The sequence below is a fragment of the Sulfurimonas sp. NWX79 genome (assembly GCF_039667035.1).
Classification (GTDB): domain Bacteria; phylum Campylobacterota; class Campylobacteria; order Campylobacterales; family Sulfurimonadaceae; genus Sulfurimonas; species Sulfurimonas indica.
On the sequence record NZ_JALCZL010000001.1, the window covers coordinates 151,479 to 169,394 of the forward strand.

At 36.8% G+C, this 17,916-nt stretch carries 17 protein-coding genes; 11 read left to right on the plus strand and 6 right to left on the minus strand.

Annotated features, from left to right (window positions below; all coding sequences use genetic code 11):
• Positions 1-62: 62 nt before the first annotated feature.
• From pdxA to MNY27_RS00815, 5 genes are all read right to left on the minus strand, one after another.
• On the minus strand, positions 63-983 hold the full coding sequence (gene pdxA / locus MNY27_RS00795) for a 4-hydroxythreonine-4-phosphate dehydrogenase (RefSeq protein WP_152183052.1): 921 nt from the start codon (positions 981-983) through the stop codon (positions 63-65).
• Positions 980-1,762 carry a pyridoxine 5'-phosphate synthase gene (locus tag MNY27_RS00800; RefSeq protein WP_188109411.1) on the minus strand — a complete coding sequence of 261 codons (783 nt, stop codon included), beginning with the start codon at positions 1,760-1,762 and terminating at the stop codon, positions 980-982. The genes pdxA and MNY27_RS00800 overlap by 4 nt, the downstream gene beginning before the upstream one ends.
• A 5-nt stretch (positions 1,763-1,767) precedes the next feature.
• Positions 1,768-2,484 (minus strand): lysophospholipid acyltransferase family protein, encoded by a 717-nt coding sequence (locus MNY27_RS00805; protein WP_246153790.1) that lies wholly within the window; start codon positions 2,482-2,484, stop codon positions 1,768-1,770.
• A 57-nt stretch (positions 2,485-2,541) separates the two neighbouring features.
• Positions 2,542-3,387 (minus strand): polyphosphate kinase 2, encoded by an 846-nt coding sequence (gene ppk2 / locus MNY27_RS00810; RefSeq protein ID WP_152183050.1) that lies wholly within the window; start codon positions 3,385-3,387, stop codon positions 2,542-2,544.
• 204 nt (positions 3,388-3,591) lie between these two features.
• Positions 3,592-5,526, minus strand: a complete 1,935-nt coding sequence (locus tag MNY27_RS00815; protein ID WP_346391761.1) for a thioredoxin domain-containing protein — start codon at positions 5,524-5,526, stop codon at positions 3,592-3,594.
• 146 nt (positions 5,527-5,672) lie between these two features.
• On the opposite strand from MNY27_RS00815, the gene MNY27_RS00820 reads away from it, so the two are divergent.
• Together MNY27_RS00820 and MNY27_RS00825 are read left to right on the plus strand one after the other, a co-directional pair.
• Positions 5,673-6,170 (plus strand): nucleoside 2-deoxyribosyltransferase, encoded by a 498-nt coding sequence (locus MNY27_RS00820; RefSeq protein WP_346391762.1) that lies wholly within the window; start codon positions 5,673-5,675, stop codon positions 6,168-6,170.
• A gap of 8 nt (positions 6,171-6,178) precedes the next feature.
• Positions 6,179-8,764 carry an ABC transporter substrate-binding protein gene (locus MNY27_RS00825; protein WP_152183048.1) on the plus strand — a complete coding sequence of 862 codons (2,586 nt, stop codon included), beginning with the start codon at positions 6,179-6,181 and terminating at the stop codon, positions 8,762-8,764.
• Here MNY27_RS00825 and MNY27_RS00830 read toward each other — a convergent pair.
• A complete protein-coding gene (locus MNY27_RS00830; RefSeq protein WP_152183047.1) occupies positions 8,745-8,969 on the minus strand; it encodes a (2Fe-2S)-binding protein in 225 nt (74 codons plus the stop codon). The two genes, MNY27_RS00825 and MNY27_RS00830, sit on opposite strands and share 20 nt — an antisense overlap.
• A 101-nt stretch (positions 8,970-9,070) precedes the next feature.
• Here MNY27_RS00830 and dsbD point away from each other — a divergent pair, with 101 nt between their 5' ends.
• The 9 genes from dsbD to soxB all read left to right on the plus strand — a co-directional run bounded on the left by dsbD (position 9,071) and on the right by soxB (position 17,812).
• Positions 9,071-10,843, plus strand: a complete 1,773-nt coding sequence (gene dsbD, locus MNY27_RS00835; RefSeq protein WP_346391763.1) for a protein-disulfide reductase DsbD — start codon at positions 9,071-9,073, stop codon at positions 10,841-10,843.
• A 16-nt stretch (positions 10,844-10,859) separates the two neighbouring features.
• Positions 10,860-11,954 carry a hypothetical protein gene (locus tag MNY27_RS00840; RefSeq protein ID WP_152183045.1) on the plus strand — a complete coding sequence of 365 codons (1,095 nt, stop codon included), beginning with the start codon at positions 10,860-10,862 and terminating at the stop codon, positions 11,952-11,954.
• Positions 11,951-12,604 (plus strand): response regulator transcription factor, encoded by a 654-nt coding sequence (locus tag MNY27_RS00845; RefSeq protein ID WP_152183044.1) that lies wholly within the window; start codon positions 11,951-11,953, stop codon positions 12,602-12,604. Before MNY27_RS00840 ends, MNY27_RS00845 begins: the two co-directional genes overlap by 4 nt.
• Positions 12,594-13,751, plus strand: a complete 1,158-nt coding sequence (locus MNY27_RS00850) for a HAMP domain-containing sensor histidine kinase (RefSeq protein ID WP_152183043.1) — start codon at positions 12,594-12,596, stop codon at positions 13,749-13,751. Before MNY27_RS00845 ends, MNY27_RS00850 begins: the two co-directional genes overlap by 11 nt.
• Positions 13,752-13,830: 79 nt before the next feature.
• Positions 13,831-14,385 carry a sulfur oxidation c-type cytochrome SoxX gene (soxX, locus tag MNY27_RS00855; protein ID WP_346391764.1) on the plus strand — a complete coding sequence of 185 codons (555 nt, stop codon included), beginning with the start codon at positions 13,831-13,833 and terminating at the stop codon, positions 14,383-14,385.
• Between the two features lie 19 nt (positions 14,386-14,404).
• On the plus strand, positions 14,405-14,875 hold the full coding sequence (gene soxY / locus MNY27_RS00860) for a thiosulfate oxidation carrier protein SoxY (protein WP_152183041.1): 471 nt from the start codon (positions 14,405-14,407) through the stop codon (positions 14,873-14,875).
• A gap of 49 nt (positions 14,876-14,924) precedes the next feature.
• Entirely contained in the window at positions 14,925-15,263 is a 339-nt protein-coding gene (gene soxZ / locus MNY27_RS00865; protein ID WP_152183040.1) for a thiosulfate oxidation carrier complex protein SoxZ, read from the plus strand.
• 4 nt (positions 15,264-15,267) lie between these two features.
• Positions 15,268-16,038, plus strand: coding sequence for a sulfur oxidation c-type cytochrome SoxA (gene soxA / locus MNY27_RS00870; protein WP_152183039.1), 771 nt, complete (start codon positions 15,268-15,270; stop codon positions 16,036-16,038).
• A 10-nt stretch (positions 16,039-16,048) separates the two neighbouring features.
• Positions 16,049-17,812, plus strand: coding sequence for a thiosulfohydrolase SoxB (gene soxB / locus MNY27_RS00875; RefSeq protein WP_152183038.1), 1,764 nt, complete (start codon positions 16,049-16,051; stop codon positions 17,810-17,812).
• The last annotated feature ends 104 nt before the right edge of the window (positions 17,813-17,916 follow it).

Consider the following 17,916-nt stretch of genomic DNA (forward strand, 5'->3'; position numbering starts at 1 on the left):
TATATTGTCTTTTGTGTTACAAAAGTATAACAAAAAAAATCTTAAAGGAAAATAATTATCTTTTAGTTATTTGTAAACTCTATAGCACTTTTTACAGCATTGATATAGCTGAGAGTATTTGCTCTGTTTTTATAAGCAATATCAAAGGCCGTACCGTGATCTACCGATGTGCGGATAATGGGCAGATTGAGAGAGATATTGATACTCTCATCAAAGTAGAGTGCTTTGAGTGGTGCCAAGCCTTGGTCATGATACATCGCTACAAAATAGTTGTAGTTCTTTCGAAAGTAGGGTGCAAAGGCTACATCAGGTACAACAGGTCCGATAAACTGCTCAAAAGCTACTTCTTGGTTCACATCTTCAATGGCTTTTGTGATAATCTCTTCTTCATTACCAAGTACACCATTATCTCCTGCGTGAGGGTTGAGTCCGAGAACTGCTATTTTTTCTTTTTGGATAGAGTTGTGTAGGTCCAGTAAAAAAGTTTTGAGCTTTTCATAGCTCAGTGCAGATGCAACCTCTTTGAGTGGAATATGTTCACTAAAGAGTGCTACAAACATCTGAGGGCAACCAAGCATCATAATAGCTTCTTTGCCAAAATGTTTACGAAGCAGGTCTGTATGACCTTTATACTCTAAGTCTGCTTTCATCCATGCCTCTTTATGGATCGGGAGTGTAACAACCGCATCAGCTTTATCTGTCTCACAAAGCTCTACTGCTGTCATAAAAGAGTCATACGAGTATCTGCCGCTCTTTTGAGTGACTTTTCCTGCTTCTATACTAAAGTTGCCTGCTACTTCATAGAGTTGCATATCATTTGGAATGGCAGTATCAAGCAGCTTTGCAGCTTGCGTGAGAAGTTCTCTGTTTATGCAGTAAACTGGGTGGCAGAGCTTTGATATCTCTGCGTGAGCTTTGAGTGCTATCTCAATGCCGATACCATTTAGGTCTCCGACACTGACAGCTATGGTTTGCTGACTCATCGTGTAGTAAGGCGTTTCATCTCTTTTACAGCTTCAGCCAAACCGCTAAATACTGAACGAGCAATAATACTTTGACCAATGTTGAGTTCTGTAATGGCATCAATGTTCATAATAGCATCGACATTATGATAGTTCAGTCCATGTCCTGCAGCGACTTCAAGGCCTATCTTTTTTGCATGTAGGGCTGCTATTTTAATATCTTGGAGTGATTTTTCAAGCCTAGTTTCTAGCTCATATCGAGGAAGTTCCAACTCTTTTACGGAGTGGTTTGAGTGTGCAAGATTTGAGTGCAGCATTGCAAAAAGGTTGGAGTAGAGACCGGTATGGAGCTCAACCATTTCAGCACCCAACTCTTTTGACTTCTCCATCGCCTCAACTGTCGGGTCCACAAAGAGTGAAACAGGGATGAGTGCATCATGGAGTTGCTCTATAGCATAATGAATTTCATCACTGTATGTCAAAACATCAAGACCACCTTCTGTTGTCACTTCCTCCCGTTTTTCAGGTACAAGTGTGGCACGATGTGGACGTAGTGATGCTACAATGTCTAAAATATCTTTATTGATAGAACACTCCAAGTTTACCGGTAATTTTGAGTGTGATAAGATATTTTTTACATCACTGTCTTGAATATGCCGGCGATCCTCACGCAGATGGATTGTTATCTGATCTGCTCCATTTTCACATGCTACATAGAGAGCTTGAAGGATATCCGGGTCATTAACACGGCGTGCTTCACGCAATACTGCAACATGGTCTATATTTACACCTAAGGTCATTTTACTCATGAAGCACTCTTTTCAATGTTGTTATAAAATTTCAAATATTTCTCTTCAAGATTTTCATGGCTGATAATCTCACCTACATAAACTTCAACACTATAAGGTTCTTCATAGGGAGCATTTTTAAAGACCTCTTCATTTTTCCCTTTGATATAGACAGGAACGATATCAAGATTGTTTGCTTTTGCAATCTTTTGGGCACCGCTTTGGAACTTATGGATACCATCACCTTTAAAACGTTCCCCTTCAGGAAAGATATAGAGATTCATATCATCGACTTTGGAAAATATTTTCTTGATTGTTTTAAAGAAGTTGAGAAGTCCGCGTTTGTTTTCCAAATCAACTGCTATACATCCGCTGTATTCAAAAAATTTGCCATAAATCGGGTCTTCAAAAAGTTCCTGTTTTGCTATCCATGTACCGTTTTTCTTATAACGTGAGAAGATATTTTCCATAACAATGATATCAAGAAGTGAACGGTGGTTGATAGCATAAAGGATTTTGTCTTTTTTTGGCAGTTCGCCTATGAGTTTTACGTTTATATTTAAAAAGTCAAGCACTTTGTTAGAGTATTGGCCACGTGCACGCGAAAGCTCTTTATAACCATATTTCAGAGTAATAAATGGATGAAAAAAAGTTTGTTTGAAGATTTTTTTGTATTTGAGGCCAAGCTCAATCATAAATATATATTTGCCTAAATCTTTGAACATTTCTAACATATAAACCCTCTTTGTAAAAAGAGGATTATAGCTAAAATAATTTAACACTCTGCTGATTTAGCTCTTTGTCTTTTTCAATGTCATCTCTGTCTCCATAATACGTATCTCATCATCTGCATGGATGCGGATTTTTTCATCGGCTTTGAGTTTTTTCCTATCTATCTTATCTGGGTAGTCAAAATGGTTTAAAATATGTTTGATTGTATTGATGCGTGCCTTTTTTTTGTCATTGGAACGAATAACAGTCCATGGAGCATGTTCTGTATGGGATGCTAAGAGCATAGAGTATTTTGCAATAGTATATTTGTCCCATAATCCCTGCGACTTTTCATCAACAGAAGAAAGTTTGTACTGTTTGAGTGGGTCTGTACGACGTTTTTCAAAACGTCTTTTTTGCTCATCTTTACTGACTGAAAAGTAAAATTTAAAGATGTTTATATCTGAGTTTACAAGCATCTTTTCAAACTCGGGTACTTCATGTAAAAACTCTTTATGTTCCTCTTGTGTACAAAATCCCATAACAGGCTCAACTCCCGCACGGTTGTACCAACTCCTGTCAAAGAGTACGATTTCACCAGCAGCTGGGAGATGCTGTACATAACGCTGAAAATACCACTGTGTCTTTTCGATATCACTTGGTTTGTCAAGTGCAACTACACGGGCACCACGAGGATTAAGATGCTCGGTAATGCGCTTTATCGTTCCACCTTTTCCTGCGGCATCACGCCCTTCAAAAATCATCAGTACTTTTTTACCTGTATCTTTTACATAGTTTTGCATCTTTAGCAGCTCAATCTGAAGACGTTTGAGTTCATTCTCATACGCTATGGTCTCTTTTTTCTTCCAGACAGCTACTCTGTCACCTTTGACATGTTTTATCTGTTTCTCTTTTGTTTTATTCATAAGTGGACCCCTTCACTCAATTATAAAACTTTCAAGATTAAACCCAAGTTATGCCATATGAAATTAAAAACTTCAACTATCATTGCACATAATGAACATTCATTAAAAATACATACTACCAATAAGGTAGCTTAGTATTTTTACTAAATATCCCTTATGCACAAACATAGCTAAATTTTAGAAATTTTTATGACATAATTTGGGTTAAAAAGAGTTTTTAATGAGCCTATCTATCTCTTTTACATCATTAGTGTTGGCAAAACAGCTTGTTTTACCACAAATCATATATGCATCACTCTCATCTGCTTTAAAAAGTACAAAAGGAAAGCGGATTTTTGCCAACTCGTAAGCATTGTTTGTAAAATTATTTAACGAGCTTTTTATCATTCTGTCCTCTTTTAAATATCGCAGTGCCTGCGTGAGCATATATGGATAATAGATAGGGCGTCTGCCTAGATCATAAGAGTTGTACTCCATCGTTTTAAAGGCAAAATGAGCATACTTCTCATCTTCTAAAAGGGTAGAGAGCGTAAGCATACAATCAATCATAATAGAGACTGAAGATGTATATGTGTTATCTGTAGTTTCAGCTTTGACACTGAATTCACCGTCACTGAAATTCCATAGACCTTTGTCATAAAATCTCTCCAGTGCTTTGTTTACAAGTCTGTGCGCAGTGATGAGATACATTTCATCTTGTGTATATTTGTAAGCAGTAAGAAGTGCTTGTGCCAAGAAGGCATAATCTTCCAAGAAAGCTTCGACTTTTGGCTCTTTATGAATGAGTGTTGTATGGTAGAGTCTCTCCTCTTTATACATAGTAGCAAGAAGAGCATCAAGTGAATCTTTGGCTTTTGTATGGTACTTACTGTCAATCGCTCCAAGCTTGAAAAGTGAGTTGATAAGCATTGCAGACCATGAGGTTTGTACCTTTTTGTCAATAAATGGATACTCCCTCTCGGCACGAAGTTTTTGGAGGATGATCTTAACATCATCAAACCACTCCGGTATGCCATTTTCAAAACGTACGATACTTTTAGCATTTTCAAAGTTACCATGATGTGAAATGTCCATCTCTTGACACATCTGCTCGGCATTATTGTATCCTGCCTCTTGAAGTGCACTAAAGACCTCCTCATAGCTGTAAACAAAGTATGTACCTTCTTGGCCTTCACTGTCTGCATCACTTGCTGAATAGAAAAGATTCTCTTCATTCATATAGTTATACCAAAAGTCAGCTATCTCTTTGGCAGTTTTGAGATACTTTTCATCTTCATATAACAAGTATGCATCTGTATAGACTCCACACAACAGTCCGTTATCATAGAGCATCTTCTCAAAGTGAGGTACAAGCCATCGCTCATCAACACTGTAACGACAAAATCCTCCATCAATGAGGTCGTACATGCCGCCTTTTGTCATATTGTCCAAAGTATTTGTTACCATTGCTTTAACACTTTTCTCTTCATAGATTCTATCAATTGTTAACAGAGCGTAAAGCGTTGATACATGTGGAAACTTTGGAGATCTTGAAAAACCACCGTTACGTGTGTCGTAGTTGCTTTTTGCCTGTGTGAGGAATGGTTTGTAAAACTCCTCTTTTAGTACTGTTGCCTCTTTTGGATGCTCAGGCTGTTTGATGAAGTTTTCTATCTCATCTGCATTTTGTAAGAGTTTAGGATCACGCTCTTTTACTTTGCGTGCAATAAGTTTGGTAAGTTCGATAAGTCCCATTCCCTCAATACTACCTTGTTGTGACTCAGGCGGGATGTATGTTCCTGCAAAGAACGGTTTGTTCTGGGGTGTACAAAAAATTGAAGTCGGCCAACCACCTGCACGGCGATTTAGAAGTATATAGACCTCTTGATAATATTTATCGATGTCAGGGCGCTCTTCACGGTCAACTTTTATGGAGATAAAGCTCTCGTTTAAAATCTTTGCGCACTCCTCATTTTCAAAGACTTTCTCTTCCATAACGTGACACCAGTGGCATGAAGAGTAGCCGATGCTGATAAAGATGGCTTTGTTCTCTTTTTTTGCAGTCTCAAAGGCTTCGTCACACCATGGCCACCAATCTACCGGATTGTCTTTGTGTTGTTGCAGATATGGAGAGTCTGCATTTGCTAATCTGTTTGGCATAGTTGTTTCTCTTTTTTAAATGTAGAATATGCAAAAAGGACTAATTTTACGCTTAAGTTATTGAAGTTAAAAATTTATTTATATTTTGAGTCGTCTTTATTAAAAATATGATATTATTGTTGCATTATATTAGAGAGTGTTTAAAAATGAAAAAAATTTATATTGCAGGTCCTGATGTTTTTGAAAAAGATTCCATAGAGATAGGAAAAAGACTGGTTGCATTATGTAAAGAGTATGGCTATGAAGGACTTTATCCACTTGATAATGTAGTTAATTTTTCTCAGCCGAAACAAAAAATAGCACAGGATATATTTCAAGCAAATCAAGCAATGATTCAAGAAGCGGATATTGTTATAGCAAATGTAAACCCGTTTCGTGGAAAAGAGCCAGACAGTGGGACAATATGGGAGTGTGGATATGCGTATGGACTTGGTAAGGAGGTCTATGTATATATGCAAGATACTGGAGATTACATAGAATGCTTTGATGATGATGAAAAAAATTTAGTCAACGGTTACTATGTAGATAATGAAAACAGAGCTATAGAGGACTTTGCATACCCTCTCAACCTAATGATATCCTGCGCAGTTAAAGAGATAGTGCGTGGCAGTTTTGAAGATGTCCTAAAAAGTATACAAAAGTAGTTTTTTCAATGAAATTTTTACTTTTACTTTCCCTTTTTGTAACAACGCTTTTTGCCAATCATCATAACAGGGAAGAGCTTCAAAAAGTCTCACTGCAACTGCATTGGAAATATCAGTTTGAGTTTGCCGGTTTTATAGCTGCGAAGGAGAAAGGGTTTTATAAAGATGTAGGGCTTGATGTTGAGCTGCGTGAATATGAAGATGGCATAGATATTGAAGATGATGTTTTATGTGGCAAGGCAACATACGGCATCTACAACTCCTTGGCACTTTTAGAGTATCTGCGCGGTAAATCTTTGGTCCTGCTTTCATCGTACTTCAAACGGGCTGCTTTGGTTTTGGTAGCAAAACCGGAGATTAAATCTCCCAAGGATTTAGTAACTAAACGGATTATGGCAACAACAAAAGATGATTTTATGCTCAACTTTGGTCTCTATCTGCGTGGTTATGGTGTCAGTGTTGATGATGTAGAGCTTGTTCCTCACAGTTACAGTGTTGATGATTTTGCTCAGGGAAAAGTTGATGCAATGACCGCTTTTGTCTCGAATGAGCTTTATAAACTTGATGATCTGGGAGTGCACTACAATGTACTTGACCCAAGTGATGATAATCTCTATATCTTACAGCTTGAACTCATTACATCCAAAGAAGAAGCGACAAAACATCCCGGGCGAACAAAAGCTTTTCGTGATGCTTCATTAAAAGGGTGGCAGTATGCACTCTCTCATAAAGATGAGTTGGTTGATATTATCAAAAAAAAATATCAGATAAAACTCTCAAAAGAGAGTATAAAAAAAGAGGCCCTTGGTGTTCAAAAACTAATTTTACCCTATACCTATGAGCTTGGTTCCATTGACAGAAGTTTTTTGAAAAAACAAAAAGAGCTCTTTTTAAAAGAGTATCATATACAAAATGAAAAAAGCTTGGATGATTACCTCTTTCATCCAAAAACAGATACAGCTGCGCTACAGTTTAGCGATAAAGAGCTCAACTACATCAATAATAATAAAAAGATAGATATCTGTATAAACTATGATCTTTTTCCACTCGATGGGATTAAAAATGACAAGCTTACCGGAGAGATGGGAGATATATTTTCAATCATTTCAAATCTGACCTCACTTGAGTTTACTCCTGTCGCATCTGCTTCTGAAAAAGATTTGATGGAGAATCTCCAAAATAAAAAATGTAAGATGCTTTCGGTTGTCGCAACGGCAAACAAAGAGTTTACAACTATCCAAGTAACACCTCCATTCAGTGCTACAAGTTTTGCTCTTTTGAGTAAGTTGGAACGCTCTTTTGTGGATGACCCGACACTGCTAAAAGATAAGGTCCTAATAGTTCAAAAGGACTCTTTTAGAGCATATCTCAAATACCTCTATCCATATTTACGTATAAAAGTTGAGTATGATAAGAACAAGATGGTACGGGATGTTTTATATAACAAGGCATACGCAATTGTTACATTGGATGAACAAGCTGATTATTTTATTGACAAATATGGTTACGGTAAACTCAAAATAAGTGGTTTTTTGGCAAAAGATAGACCAATACAGGGAAGTATCGGTATACAAAAAGATGAGAAGACTCTTTACTCCATCATCAACAAAGCTCTCAAGCATATTTCAAAAGAGAAAATTGAATCGATTCGAAACTCCTGGCGAATAAGCAGGTATCAAACAACAATCGATTATTCTCTGGCACTCAAAACTCTTTTTTTCATGGGTGTTATAGTTCTTATCATGATCTACTATCAACGTAAACTTAAAAACTTCAATAAAGAGCTTGAGAGACAGGTCTATGAAAAAACAAAAGAGCTGCGTGAGATTAATGAATCGCTCGAGGCTACTGTACAAGAGAAGATTGAGGAGCTGATACAAAAAGATGAGATCTTAACGATTCAGTCCAAGCAGGCCGTTATGGGGGAGATGATCTCTATGATAGCACACCAGTGGCGACAACCACTTAACACAATCACTCTGCAAATATCAAGTATTCAGCTCAAAGAGATGATAGGTGAAAAGATTACAAAAGAGGAGCTTTTAAAGATACTTGATGAGATAAGTAACTCCATAATATATCTCTCCAATACTATTGATGATTTTAAAACCTACTTTCATCCGGCAAAAGAGGCCGTTGAAATACAAATCGGTGAGCTTATTATGAAGTGTGTCAGTTTTATTGAACCAAGACTCAAAAAAGATGAGATATCACTGGAACTGCAGGGAAATATGCAGATAAAAGTGCATGTTTACGCAAATGAGCTGATACAGGTCTTTTTAAACATTTTAAACAATGCCATAGATGCCTATGAAACAGGAAGCTCAAAAAACAGATACATAATCATAGAAATAGAGAGTAAAGAAGATAAGATAATAATTAAGATCAGTGACAATGCAGGTGGTATTAAAAAAGAGAATTTCCAGAAAATTTTTGAACCATATTTTAGTACCAAAGGAAAAAATGGTACAGGATTGGGTCTGTATATGTCCAAAATGATAATTGAGAAACAGTTTAACGGTAAGATAGATGTTGAGTCATCTGATAACCAGAGTACATTTATAATTGAAGTTCCTAAGCGCGTCCACTCTTGACCATAGCAAGAACCATTGGAATATTGAGCCCGTCATTATGATATCCTTCGTCATGACACGCTTCACACTTGTCACCGATTGGCATCTCTGTATTATCCAAGACCTCCTGGAGCGTTGAAAGATTATTTTGTTTGATACACTCTGCTATATCTTTAATAGTGAGTGAATTACACACGCATATCTCAGTATCTAAATCTATATTCATAATTTACTCTTATTTTATTTTTTGACATTATAATACAAGTTACACAAAATATACACAAAAAGATTGTATAGTTCTTACTTAAAATTACTAAAGGTCATTCTATGAAGATATTTACAAAAGTGTTGACATTGTTGTTAGCAACTCTTTTCACGCTTCACGCAGCAGATTTTCTCATGCCAAATGAAGCATTTAAACCCTATGCCAAAGTGGATGAAAAGTCGCAAATACTCGTTGGCATAGAGATAGCACCGGAGATATATCTTTACAAAGATAAACTTAATGTATCTCTTTTAGAAGCTAATGGTATCTCGATTAAAAAGATAGTTGCACCGGAATCGGTTGAACATATGGGTGATGCTGTTTATCTGAAATCACCTGAATTTGTACTCACACTTCAAAAAGAGAAAGCTCTTGCAGGTATGCAGGATGTTAAAGTTAAAGTCGAGTATCAGGGATGTTCAGAACAGGGTCTGTGTTATGAGCCCAGTGAAAAGGTTTTTACACTTCAAGTTGACAGTGCAAAGTTGTCAAATAAGGGAGTTGTGGCTCCTGCAGGAACACAAAAGAATGAGAGTGAACAGGGTCTACAAAATAAATCAGAAACAGACCTCATAGCAGATACGATCAAATCTAGTGGTTTTTTAGTTGTGCTTGCAACATTTTTTATTTTTGGACTGCTTCTTTCATTGACACCGTGTGTTTTTCCTATGATTCCTATCATCTCCGGTGTTATTATCTCTCAAGGTGAGGGATTGACAACGAAAAAAGCGTTTGGACTTTCACTTGTTTACGTACTTGCAATGGCAGTAGCATATACAATAGCGGGAGTTTTTGCTGGGCTTTTTGGCTCAAATCTTCAAGCTGCATTACAAACACCATGGGTTGTGTACAGTTTTGCAGCTGTTTTTGTTGCACTTGCTTTTTCTATGTTCGGTTTTTATGAACTAAAACTTCCAGATGTACTTGTATCGCGTGTTTCTCAAAACTCAAATCGCAGTGGATTTATTGGTGTTGCGATTATGGGCTTTTTCTCAGCTCTGATTGTTGGGCCTTGTGTAGCAGCGCCACTTGCAGGTGCTTTAGTCTATATTGGTCAAACAGGTGATGCACTCTTGGGTGGAGCAGCTCTTTTTGCAATGAGTCTTGGTATGGGTATACCACTTATTTTAGTTGGGGTGAGTGCCGGTAAATTTATGCCAAAACCGGGCGCATGGATGACAATGATCAACGCTATCTTTGGTGTGCTTATGCTCGGTGTTGCAGTATGGATGCTTGAAAAAGTTGTATCATCAGATATAACAACATTGCTTTATGCAATGCTTGGTCTTGGTTTTGCACTCTATCTTGGTGTATTTGATAAAGAGGGGCATATTTTTAAACGCACTGTTGCACTATTGATGTTTCTTTATTCACTTGCACTCTTTATCGGAGTACTTGCAGGTGCACCAAGTATGACACAACCGCTTGGATTTTTAAAAGTAAAAAGTGTTGCAATGAGCTCTACAGTAGAGAGAAAAGAAGCGCTCAAGTTTACAAGGGTAACTTCTTTGGATGAGCTCAATAGACTTTTAGAGAAGAATAGAGGTAAAAAGATACTTCTGGATTTTGCAGCTGATTGGTGCAGTGCATGTAAGGAACTTGAAGAGGTGACTTTTGCAGATTCTCGTGTAGAGGAGAAGTTGCGTGAGTTTGTACTGATTCGTGCTGATGTAACACAGAATGGTGAAAAAGAGAAGGCGCTCTCAAAAGCATATGGTGTTTTTGGACCACCTGCTCTTATCTTTTTTGATAAAGACGGAAAAGTTATCAAGGCAAAAACGCTTATTGGTTTTGTCGAACCGGATGTTTTTTTAAAACATCTAAATTCTCTTTAATGAGGTAGTAAAAAGTTTGTTAAAGAAAATAGTGCTTATCTTCTCTGTTTTAATTGTCATTATTTTACTCTCAACCTATTACTATAAAAATGAGGTCAAAGAACAGAAGATATACCATATTATGGATCAGATGCGTTTGACTTTGGAGAGTCAGTTAAAAACACACAAGATGGAAGATCTGCGTATTGCTTTGATGCTCTCAAAAAACAAAGGCTTAATTGATGCACTGGAAAATGATGATGAAGATTTAGGCTATAAAATCATCTCTGATATTGCCAAAAGTATCCAACAAAATACAGGCTCTAGAATCCGTACGCAGGTTATCACAAAAGAGCTCAATATCTTTGCAAGAAGCTGGGATGATATCTATGCAGGTATGCCAATTGGAGATTATAGAACAGACCTAAAGTACTTTGATACCCATAAAGCACCACGTACTTCTATAGAAGTGGGGCGCAGACTTGGCATTAAAGCAACAGTTCCTGTTTATAAAGAGGGAAATTTTTTGGGTTTTATAGAGTCTATCTCCTTTTTTAAGTCCATCACCGATTTTTTTAGTTCTATCGGGGTGGACCTGTATGTACTGCTAGATGTAAAGCATACAGATACAGCAGTGCTTATGATGCAAAACCTTAGTATTGACAAGTATATACTGGCAAACAGAAACTATAACTATGCGCATCTGCAAACACTACACACGATTGACTTTAAAGAGTTAAAGCTCAGTGGTGTTGTTTATAAGGATGGGAAGTATATCTTTTATGAAAATATGCGTGATGGTGATGGAAAGATCATTGGCGGTTTTGTGTTTGTTCTACCAGAGCGTTATCTTAACTACTTTAGAAATCCCGAAGATGATATCTCCTTTTTAATCAATATTACAAGAAGCTCTTTGTATGATATAGTAAAACAGCAGAGGTATGAGAACAATGTCTATGAGAACTATTCGGCATCTTCTCTTGTCTATCTGCAGGATGTTATAGATAAAGAGGACAGAGAGGTCTTTTTTGATGAGGCCTATGAAAAATTTGACAAATACTCCAAAGATGAGCTGATACAGATGATGCTTAATCGTAAAATAGTAAAAAAAATAGATGGGAAGATAAAATGAAAGTACTGCTCTTAGAAGATGAATATTCACTGCGAATCAGCATCGAAGAGTTTTTGAATGATATCGGATATGAAGTCGATGGCTATATGGACGGAGCAGAAGCGTATGATGCCGTATATGATAAAAGCTATGATATTTTACTTCTAGATGTCAATGTACCTTCGATGAACGGTTTTGAGTTTTTACGCAAGCTTAGAGAAGACGGCATAAAAATTCCTGCAATCTTTTTAACATCGATGACAGAGATGGAAGATCTTAAAGAGGGCTACAAGCGTGGCTGTTGTGACTATATCAGAAAACCTTTTGATCTTGAAGAGTTAGAACTTCGAATAGATCAGGCTTTGGCATCGCATTTACAAAATGATGGCTCGATAGTAGAACTTGGCTCTGGTGTAGTGTATGACCTTAAAAAGAGCAAGCTCACGCAGGATGGTGAAGAGATAGTGCTTCGAAAGACAGAAAAAGAGCTGCTAGAAGTACTCATCAAAAATAAAAACTCCATAGTATCAACACAGATGTTTCAAGATGAGGTGTGGGGAGAGTATGTTGAACCGGCAACCATTCGTGTACAGCTCAACAATCTCAAAAAGAAACTGCCGGATGATATCATACAAAATAGACGTGGCTTAGGATACATTATTGAAAGATAATCAGTACTCTACAAAATATGCACTTATCTATTCGGCACTTATTAGTATAATACTGCTCACGCCGCTTTTTTACTATATGGTCTATATGAAAAATATTCATGCCATTCAAAATGAACTGCTTTTAAAAGAGAAGTCTCTGCTGCTTATTAAAGCGATGCAAGCGTATGACCAAAATGACGAATTTTTTGAGTATCCCCGATTTAAGACTTTTGAATCAGGTCTTTATGATGAGAAATTTCAGGCAATTTTTACTTTGATAGAACATCCTGTAAAGTATTTTAAAAATGGTTACTATTTGGATGGTAACGATGCCTATTTGGTTGTAAAGCTTCCAAAAGAGAGATATTTCGGTGCAAGTTATCTTGTCGTACATAATACGATTTCGTATGCTTCTGTTTATGAAAAAGTACTTCTTATTTTATTTAGCATAGTTATTTTGGTATTTATCTTGAGTGTTTACTTTCTTAAGACCTTTGCCAAACCATTTCAAAAAATGAACAAGCAGCTTGATAATTTCATAAAAGACTCGATGCATGAGATTAATACACCACTCTCTATTATCAACGTTAACATAGATCTCTATAATCGTAAAAATGAACCAAATAAATATATGCAGAGAATGAAGGCAGCTGCAAAAGTACTCTCAAATATCTATAATGATATGGACTATCTCATCAAGCATGAGAGACTTGAACATGAAAAAAAAGATGTTGATATTGCTAAGTTCTTAAATGAGAGGGTAGAGTACTTTTCTGAAGTTGCGGCAATGAAAAACATTAAGATAAATGCAGATATCTCCAATTGTGGCAGTGTACATATGAATGAAAAACAACTGCAGCGTCTTATTGATAATAATATCTCCAATGCGATTAAGTATTCGTATGAAAACTCAGAAATTGATATAGCACTCTATATGAAAGATGAGAGATGTCATCTCTCTTTTAAAGATTATGGTGTAGGAATTGAGAAAGTTGAGAAGATATTTTCTCGCTATTATCGTGAAGATACATCAAAAGGTGGTTTTGGAATAGGGCTAAATATTGTAAAATCCATCATTAACAGTGAGAATATTGAACTTAAAATCGAGTCAAACTTAAAGCAGGGAAGCCTGTTTCTCTATATCTTTCCACATACTTCAAATAAATAACTATAAAAAAATCTGATTTTACATTCATTTTACATTCAGTAGTTAAACTTGTTCCTGAAAATATATAGGAGGAACAAGAATGAACAAAACAGTAATGATGTCATTGCTTGTAGGAGCTTCACTATTTGCTACAGATTACAGCAAAGTTATAGAGCATCCAGATGCAAGTAAGATGATAGAAAAAGATCTGTTGGCACCACCAAAGGTATTTACAATGCCAGCAGGTTGTATAACAAGTGATCCGGCTGCGATTGCTAGAGGTGAGTATATCTTTAATAATCTAAATGGGAAAAAAGCGAAGAAAAACCCTCCAAAAGGTTTATCTCGTAAACAAATGAAACCGGGTAAAACATATATGCCTGGCGATAAAATCCCACCAAAACAGTATGGAAACTGTGTAGCTTGTCATAATATTGAAGGCGCACGTGGTGCTGGTAATATCGGTCCTGATTTAACAGACTATAAAGAGAACTTCATCGACAGTGGTGCAAGAGATTATCAGTTTGTTTTCCAAAAAATTGCCGATGCTCGTATTGACAATCCAGATACACATATGACTATCAATTTAACAACGAAGCTATTTACTCCAAGAGAGATATGTGACATTACGTCATTTGTCGTAGCTCCAAAATAAGACTAAAGGAAAGTAAACAATGCAAAGAAGAGATTTTTTTAAAAAAATAGGTTCAGTGGCAGCTGTAGGTGCAGTTATCCCTGTTATGAGTTTCGCAGCAGATGCGCCAAAACCGGTAAGTCCAAACAAGATGGACTATAAAGTAGCTGTTGATGCTATTACAGGTGGGAAAGCTCCTGTTAAATCAAGCAAAGTAAAACTTAAAGTTCCAGAAATCGCTGAGAATGGTGCAGTTGTTCCTGTAACTGTTGAAGTTGATTCTCCTATGACAGATTCAGACTATGTAAAAGCAATCCACGTACTCTCTACAAAAAATTCAAATGCACGTTGTATTGATGTGAATCTTACACCTGCAAATGGAAAAGCTTACTTCTCAACGCGTATCAAACTTGGTGGAACGCAAGAGGTTGTTGGTCTTGTAGAACTTAGCAATGGTGAGTTTTTAATCGCTTCTCAAAGTGTAAAAGTAACTATTGGTGGATGTGGTTGATATTTCAATCAGAGAAACAAGATAAAAAATAAATAAAGAGGATATGAAAATGGCAGAAGAAAGAAAATCACTGATTAAGATCAAACCAAAAAGATATAAAGACGGTGAAATTGTAAAAGTAAGTTTCATGGTAATGCACCCAATGGATACAGGTATGGGGAAAGATAAGAAAACGAAAAAAATCATCCCTGCAAAATACATCAACAGTGTGAAGTTTAACTATAACGGTAAAGATATCACGACGATGACAGTTTGGGAATCATTATCTGTAAATCCGGTATTTACTATCTATATGAAAGTAAATGGTAAAGGGAAACTTACAGTTACATATACAGACAACACTGGTGAAGTACACGAGAAAAGTAAAAAGATTAAACCAAAAGGATAATCAGATGAAAACAGGTATTAAAATAGCTCTATCAGTTGCAATGCTTGCTTCATTATCATTTGGTGGTGAACAATTTGCAATGAGCGATGCAGACCGTGCAATGTATGCTGAAATGTCAGAAAACAATCCAGCAGATATTATGATTGCAGATGGTGAAGAGTTACTAAGTTATATGGGTGGAGACGAAGGTCTTGCAAAATATCTTGGTGTAAGTGAAGATGAACTTCCTTCATATATCGCAGGTTTCCCGCGTTATATTAAAAAGTTTGATATGGTTGTAGGACTTGATCAAGTGCTACAAGCAATGATGGCAGACGGTGGGCATAAACCACTCAAACTTAAAAGTGGAAATATGTTCGCAATGGTCGCATATGTGAAATCTATTGCAAATGATGAGCCAATCAACATTGATGTAAATGCAAACCCTCAAATGAAAGAGATGTATGCTCTTGGTGAGAAAACATTTATGACAAAACGTGGTGGACGTGGTCTTTCATGTAACTCTTGTCACTCTCCTGATGTAATCGGAAGAGTTTTAAGAACACAACCTCTTCCAGATTTGAGCTCAAAAGGTGTAAAAGCTGCTGCAACGTGGCCTGCATACAGAATGACAAAGTCATCACTGAGAACTTTTCAACGCCGTTTTCAAGGATGTATGAAAAATGCACTTCTTAAAGTGATTCCTTTAGGTTCAAAAGAGATGGTAGCACTTGAAATTTATCTTACTGATAAGGCTAAGGGTAGTGAGATTGCTATTCCTGGTTTAAAAAGATAAAAGGTCTATAATGGAAATTTCAAGAAGAGACTTTATGCATATTGCAGCGATTTTTGGTCTCGGTATGGCAGCCGGTGGCTGTAATACCGGAGTGAAATCTCCTGCACAGATATCTTTAAAAGATATATATGATTTTAAAGCAAAAGGGAATTTTACACTGCTTCATATGTGTGACTTGCATGCACATATCAAGCCACTTTACTGGAGAGAGCCATCAACACTGATCTCTGCTCCAAATCTGGTTGGAACACCGGGATTTTTATGTGGTGAAGCATTTGCAAAGCATTATGGACTAGAGCCTAGTTCACTTGATGCATATTTTGATACATACATCAATTTTGAAGAGCTTGCGAAAAAGTTTGGAAAAATGGGTGGTATCGCTCATATGAAAACTTTGACGAACCATATTATTAAAGAGCGTGGAGCTGAGAATGTACTTTTCTTAGATTCTGGTGATACATGGCAGGGAACTGGTGTAGCACTAAAAACCGGTGGTGAAGCGATTGTAAAAGCACAGAACTATCTTGGTATTGATGTAATGGTAGGTCACTGGGAGTTTACTTACGGTAAAGAGAGAGTTAAAGAGCTCATTGATATGTTAGATGCGAAGTTTATCTCTCAAAATATTGTGGGTGATGATCCATTTGCAGATGAGTATGAAGAGCTTATTTTTGAGCCATATACTATCGAAGAGAGAGGTGGTGCCAAGATTGGTATCATCGGTCAGTCATTCCCATTTACTTCAACAGCAAACCCGAAAGAGTTTACAGAGGGTTGGAGTTTTGGTCTAAGACTTGAAACGCTTCAAGAGTATGTTGATGAACTTAGAAATGAGAAAAAAGTGGACTGTGTTGTTGTTCTTTCACATGATGGATTCAGTGTTGACCAAGAGGTTGCTCGTCAGGTAAATGGTATTGACTTTATCTTGAGTGGACATACACATGACCCTTCACCACAACCAATAACTATCAATGATACGGTAATCGTTATTGCTGGTAGTCATGGTAAGTACATCGGACGTTTGGATGTTGATGCAAAAGATGGAAAAGTAAAAGGGTATGAGTATAAACTCATTCCAATCGCTTCAAATCTTATTCCGGCTGATCCTGAAGGCGAGAAACTTGTTCATGAACTGTATGCTCCATTTGCAAAAGAGTTCAATGAAGTACTTGGTCAGACAAAAGGTATGCTTTACAAACGTGATACATTCTTTTCAACATTTGACCAACTCATCAATGATGCGATTATGGATGAGATGCAGTGTGATGTCTCTTTTACTCCAGGGTACAGATGGGGAACAACAGTTCTTGCAGGTGATGACATACTGATGGATAATGTTTATGAGATGTGTGGCATCACATACCCGAATGTTTATACATTTGAGTTAAAAGGTGAAAAAATAGCACAACTGCTTGAAGATATCGCAGATAATGTATTTAATGAAAATCCGCTCTACCAACAAGGTGGGGATATGAGTCGCTTGGGTGGTGTAACATACAGTATCGCTGTATCGAACAAAGCCGGTGAACGTATATCAAATCTTAAAATTGGAGGTAAGCCGATAGACTTAAATAAAACATATGTTGTCTCATCATGGGGTGGAAACTTACAAAAAGCAGGTGAGAATCTGCAAAAAGATAAGATCCGTCCTGTATACGATGTAGTTCGTGACTATATCAAAAGAGAAAAAGTGGTTGATGTGAGTAATAAAGGTAATGTTACTCTGCTTGATTACAGTTGTGGTTGTCCTACAAAAGGCTCTATGGGCTGTTAAGGATTGGGAGATGGCAGTTGGGGCTGCCATCTTTTGTTGAATATGTTATACATAAACAAGCGGTTTAATTATAACATATTCTTTATTTAAAAATAAGGGTTTAT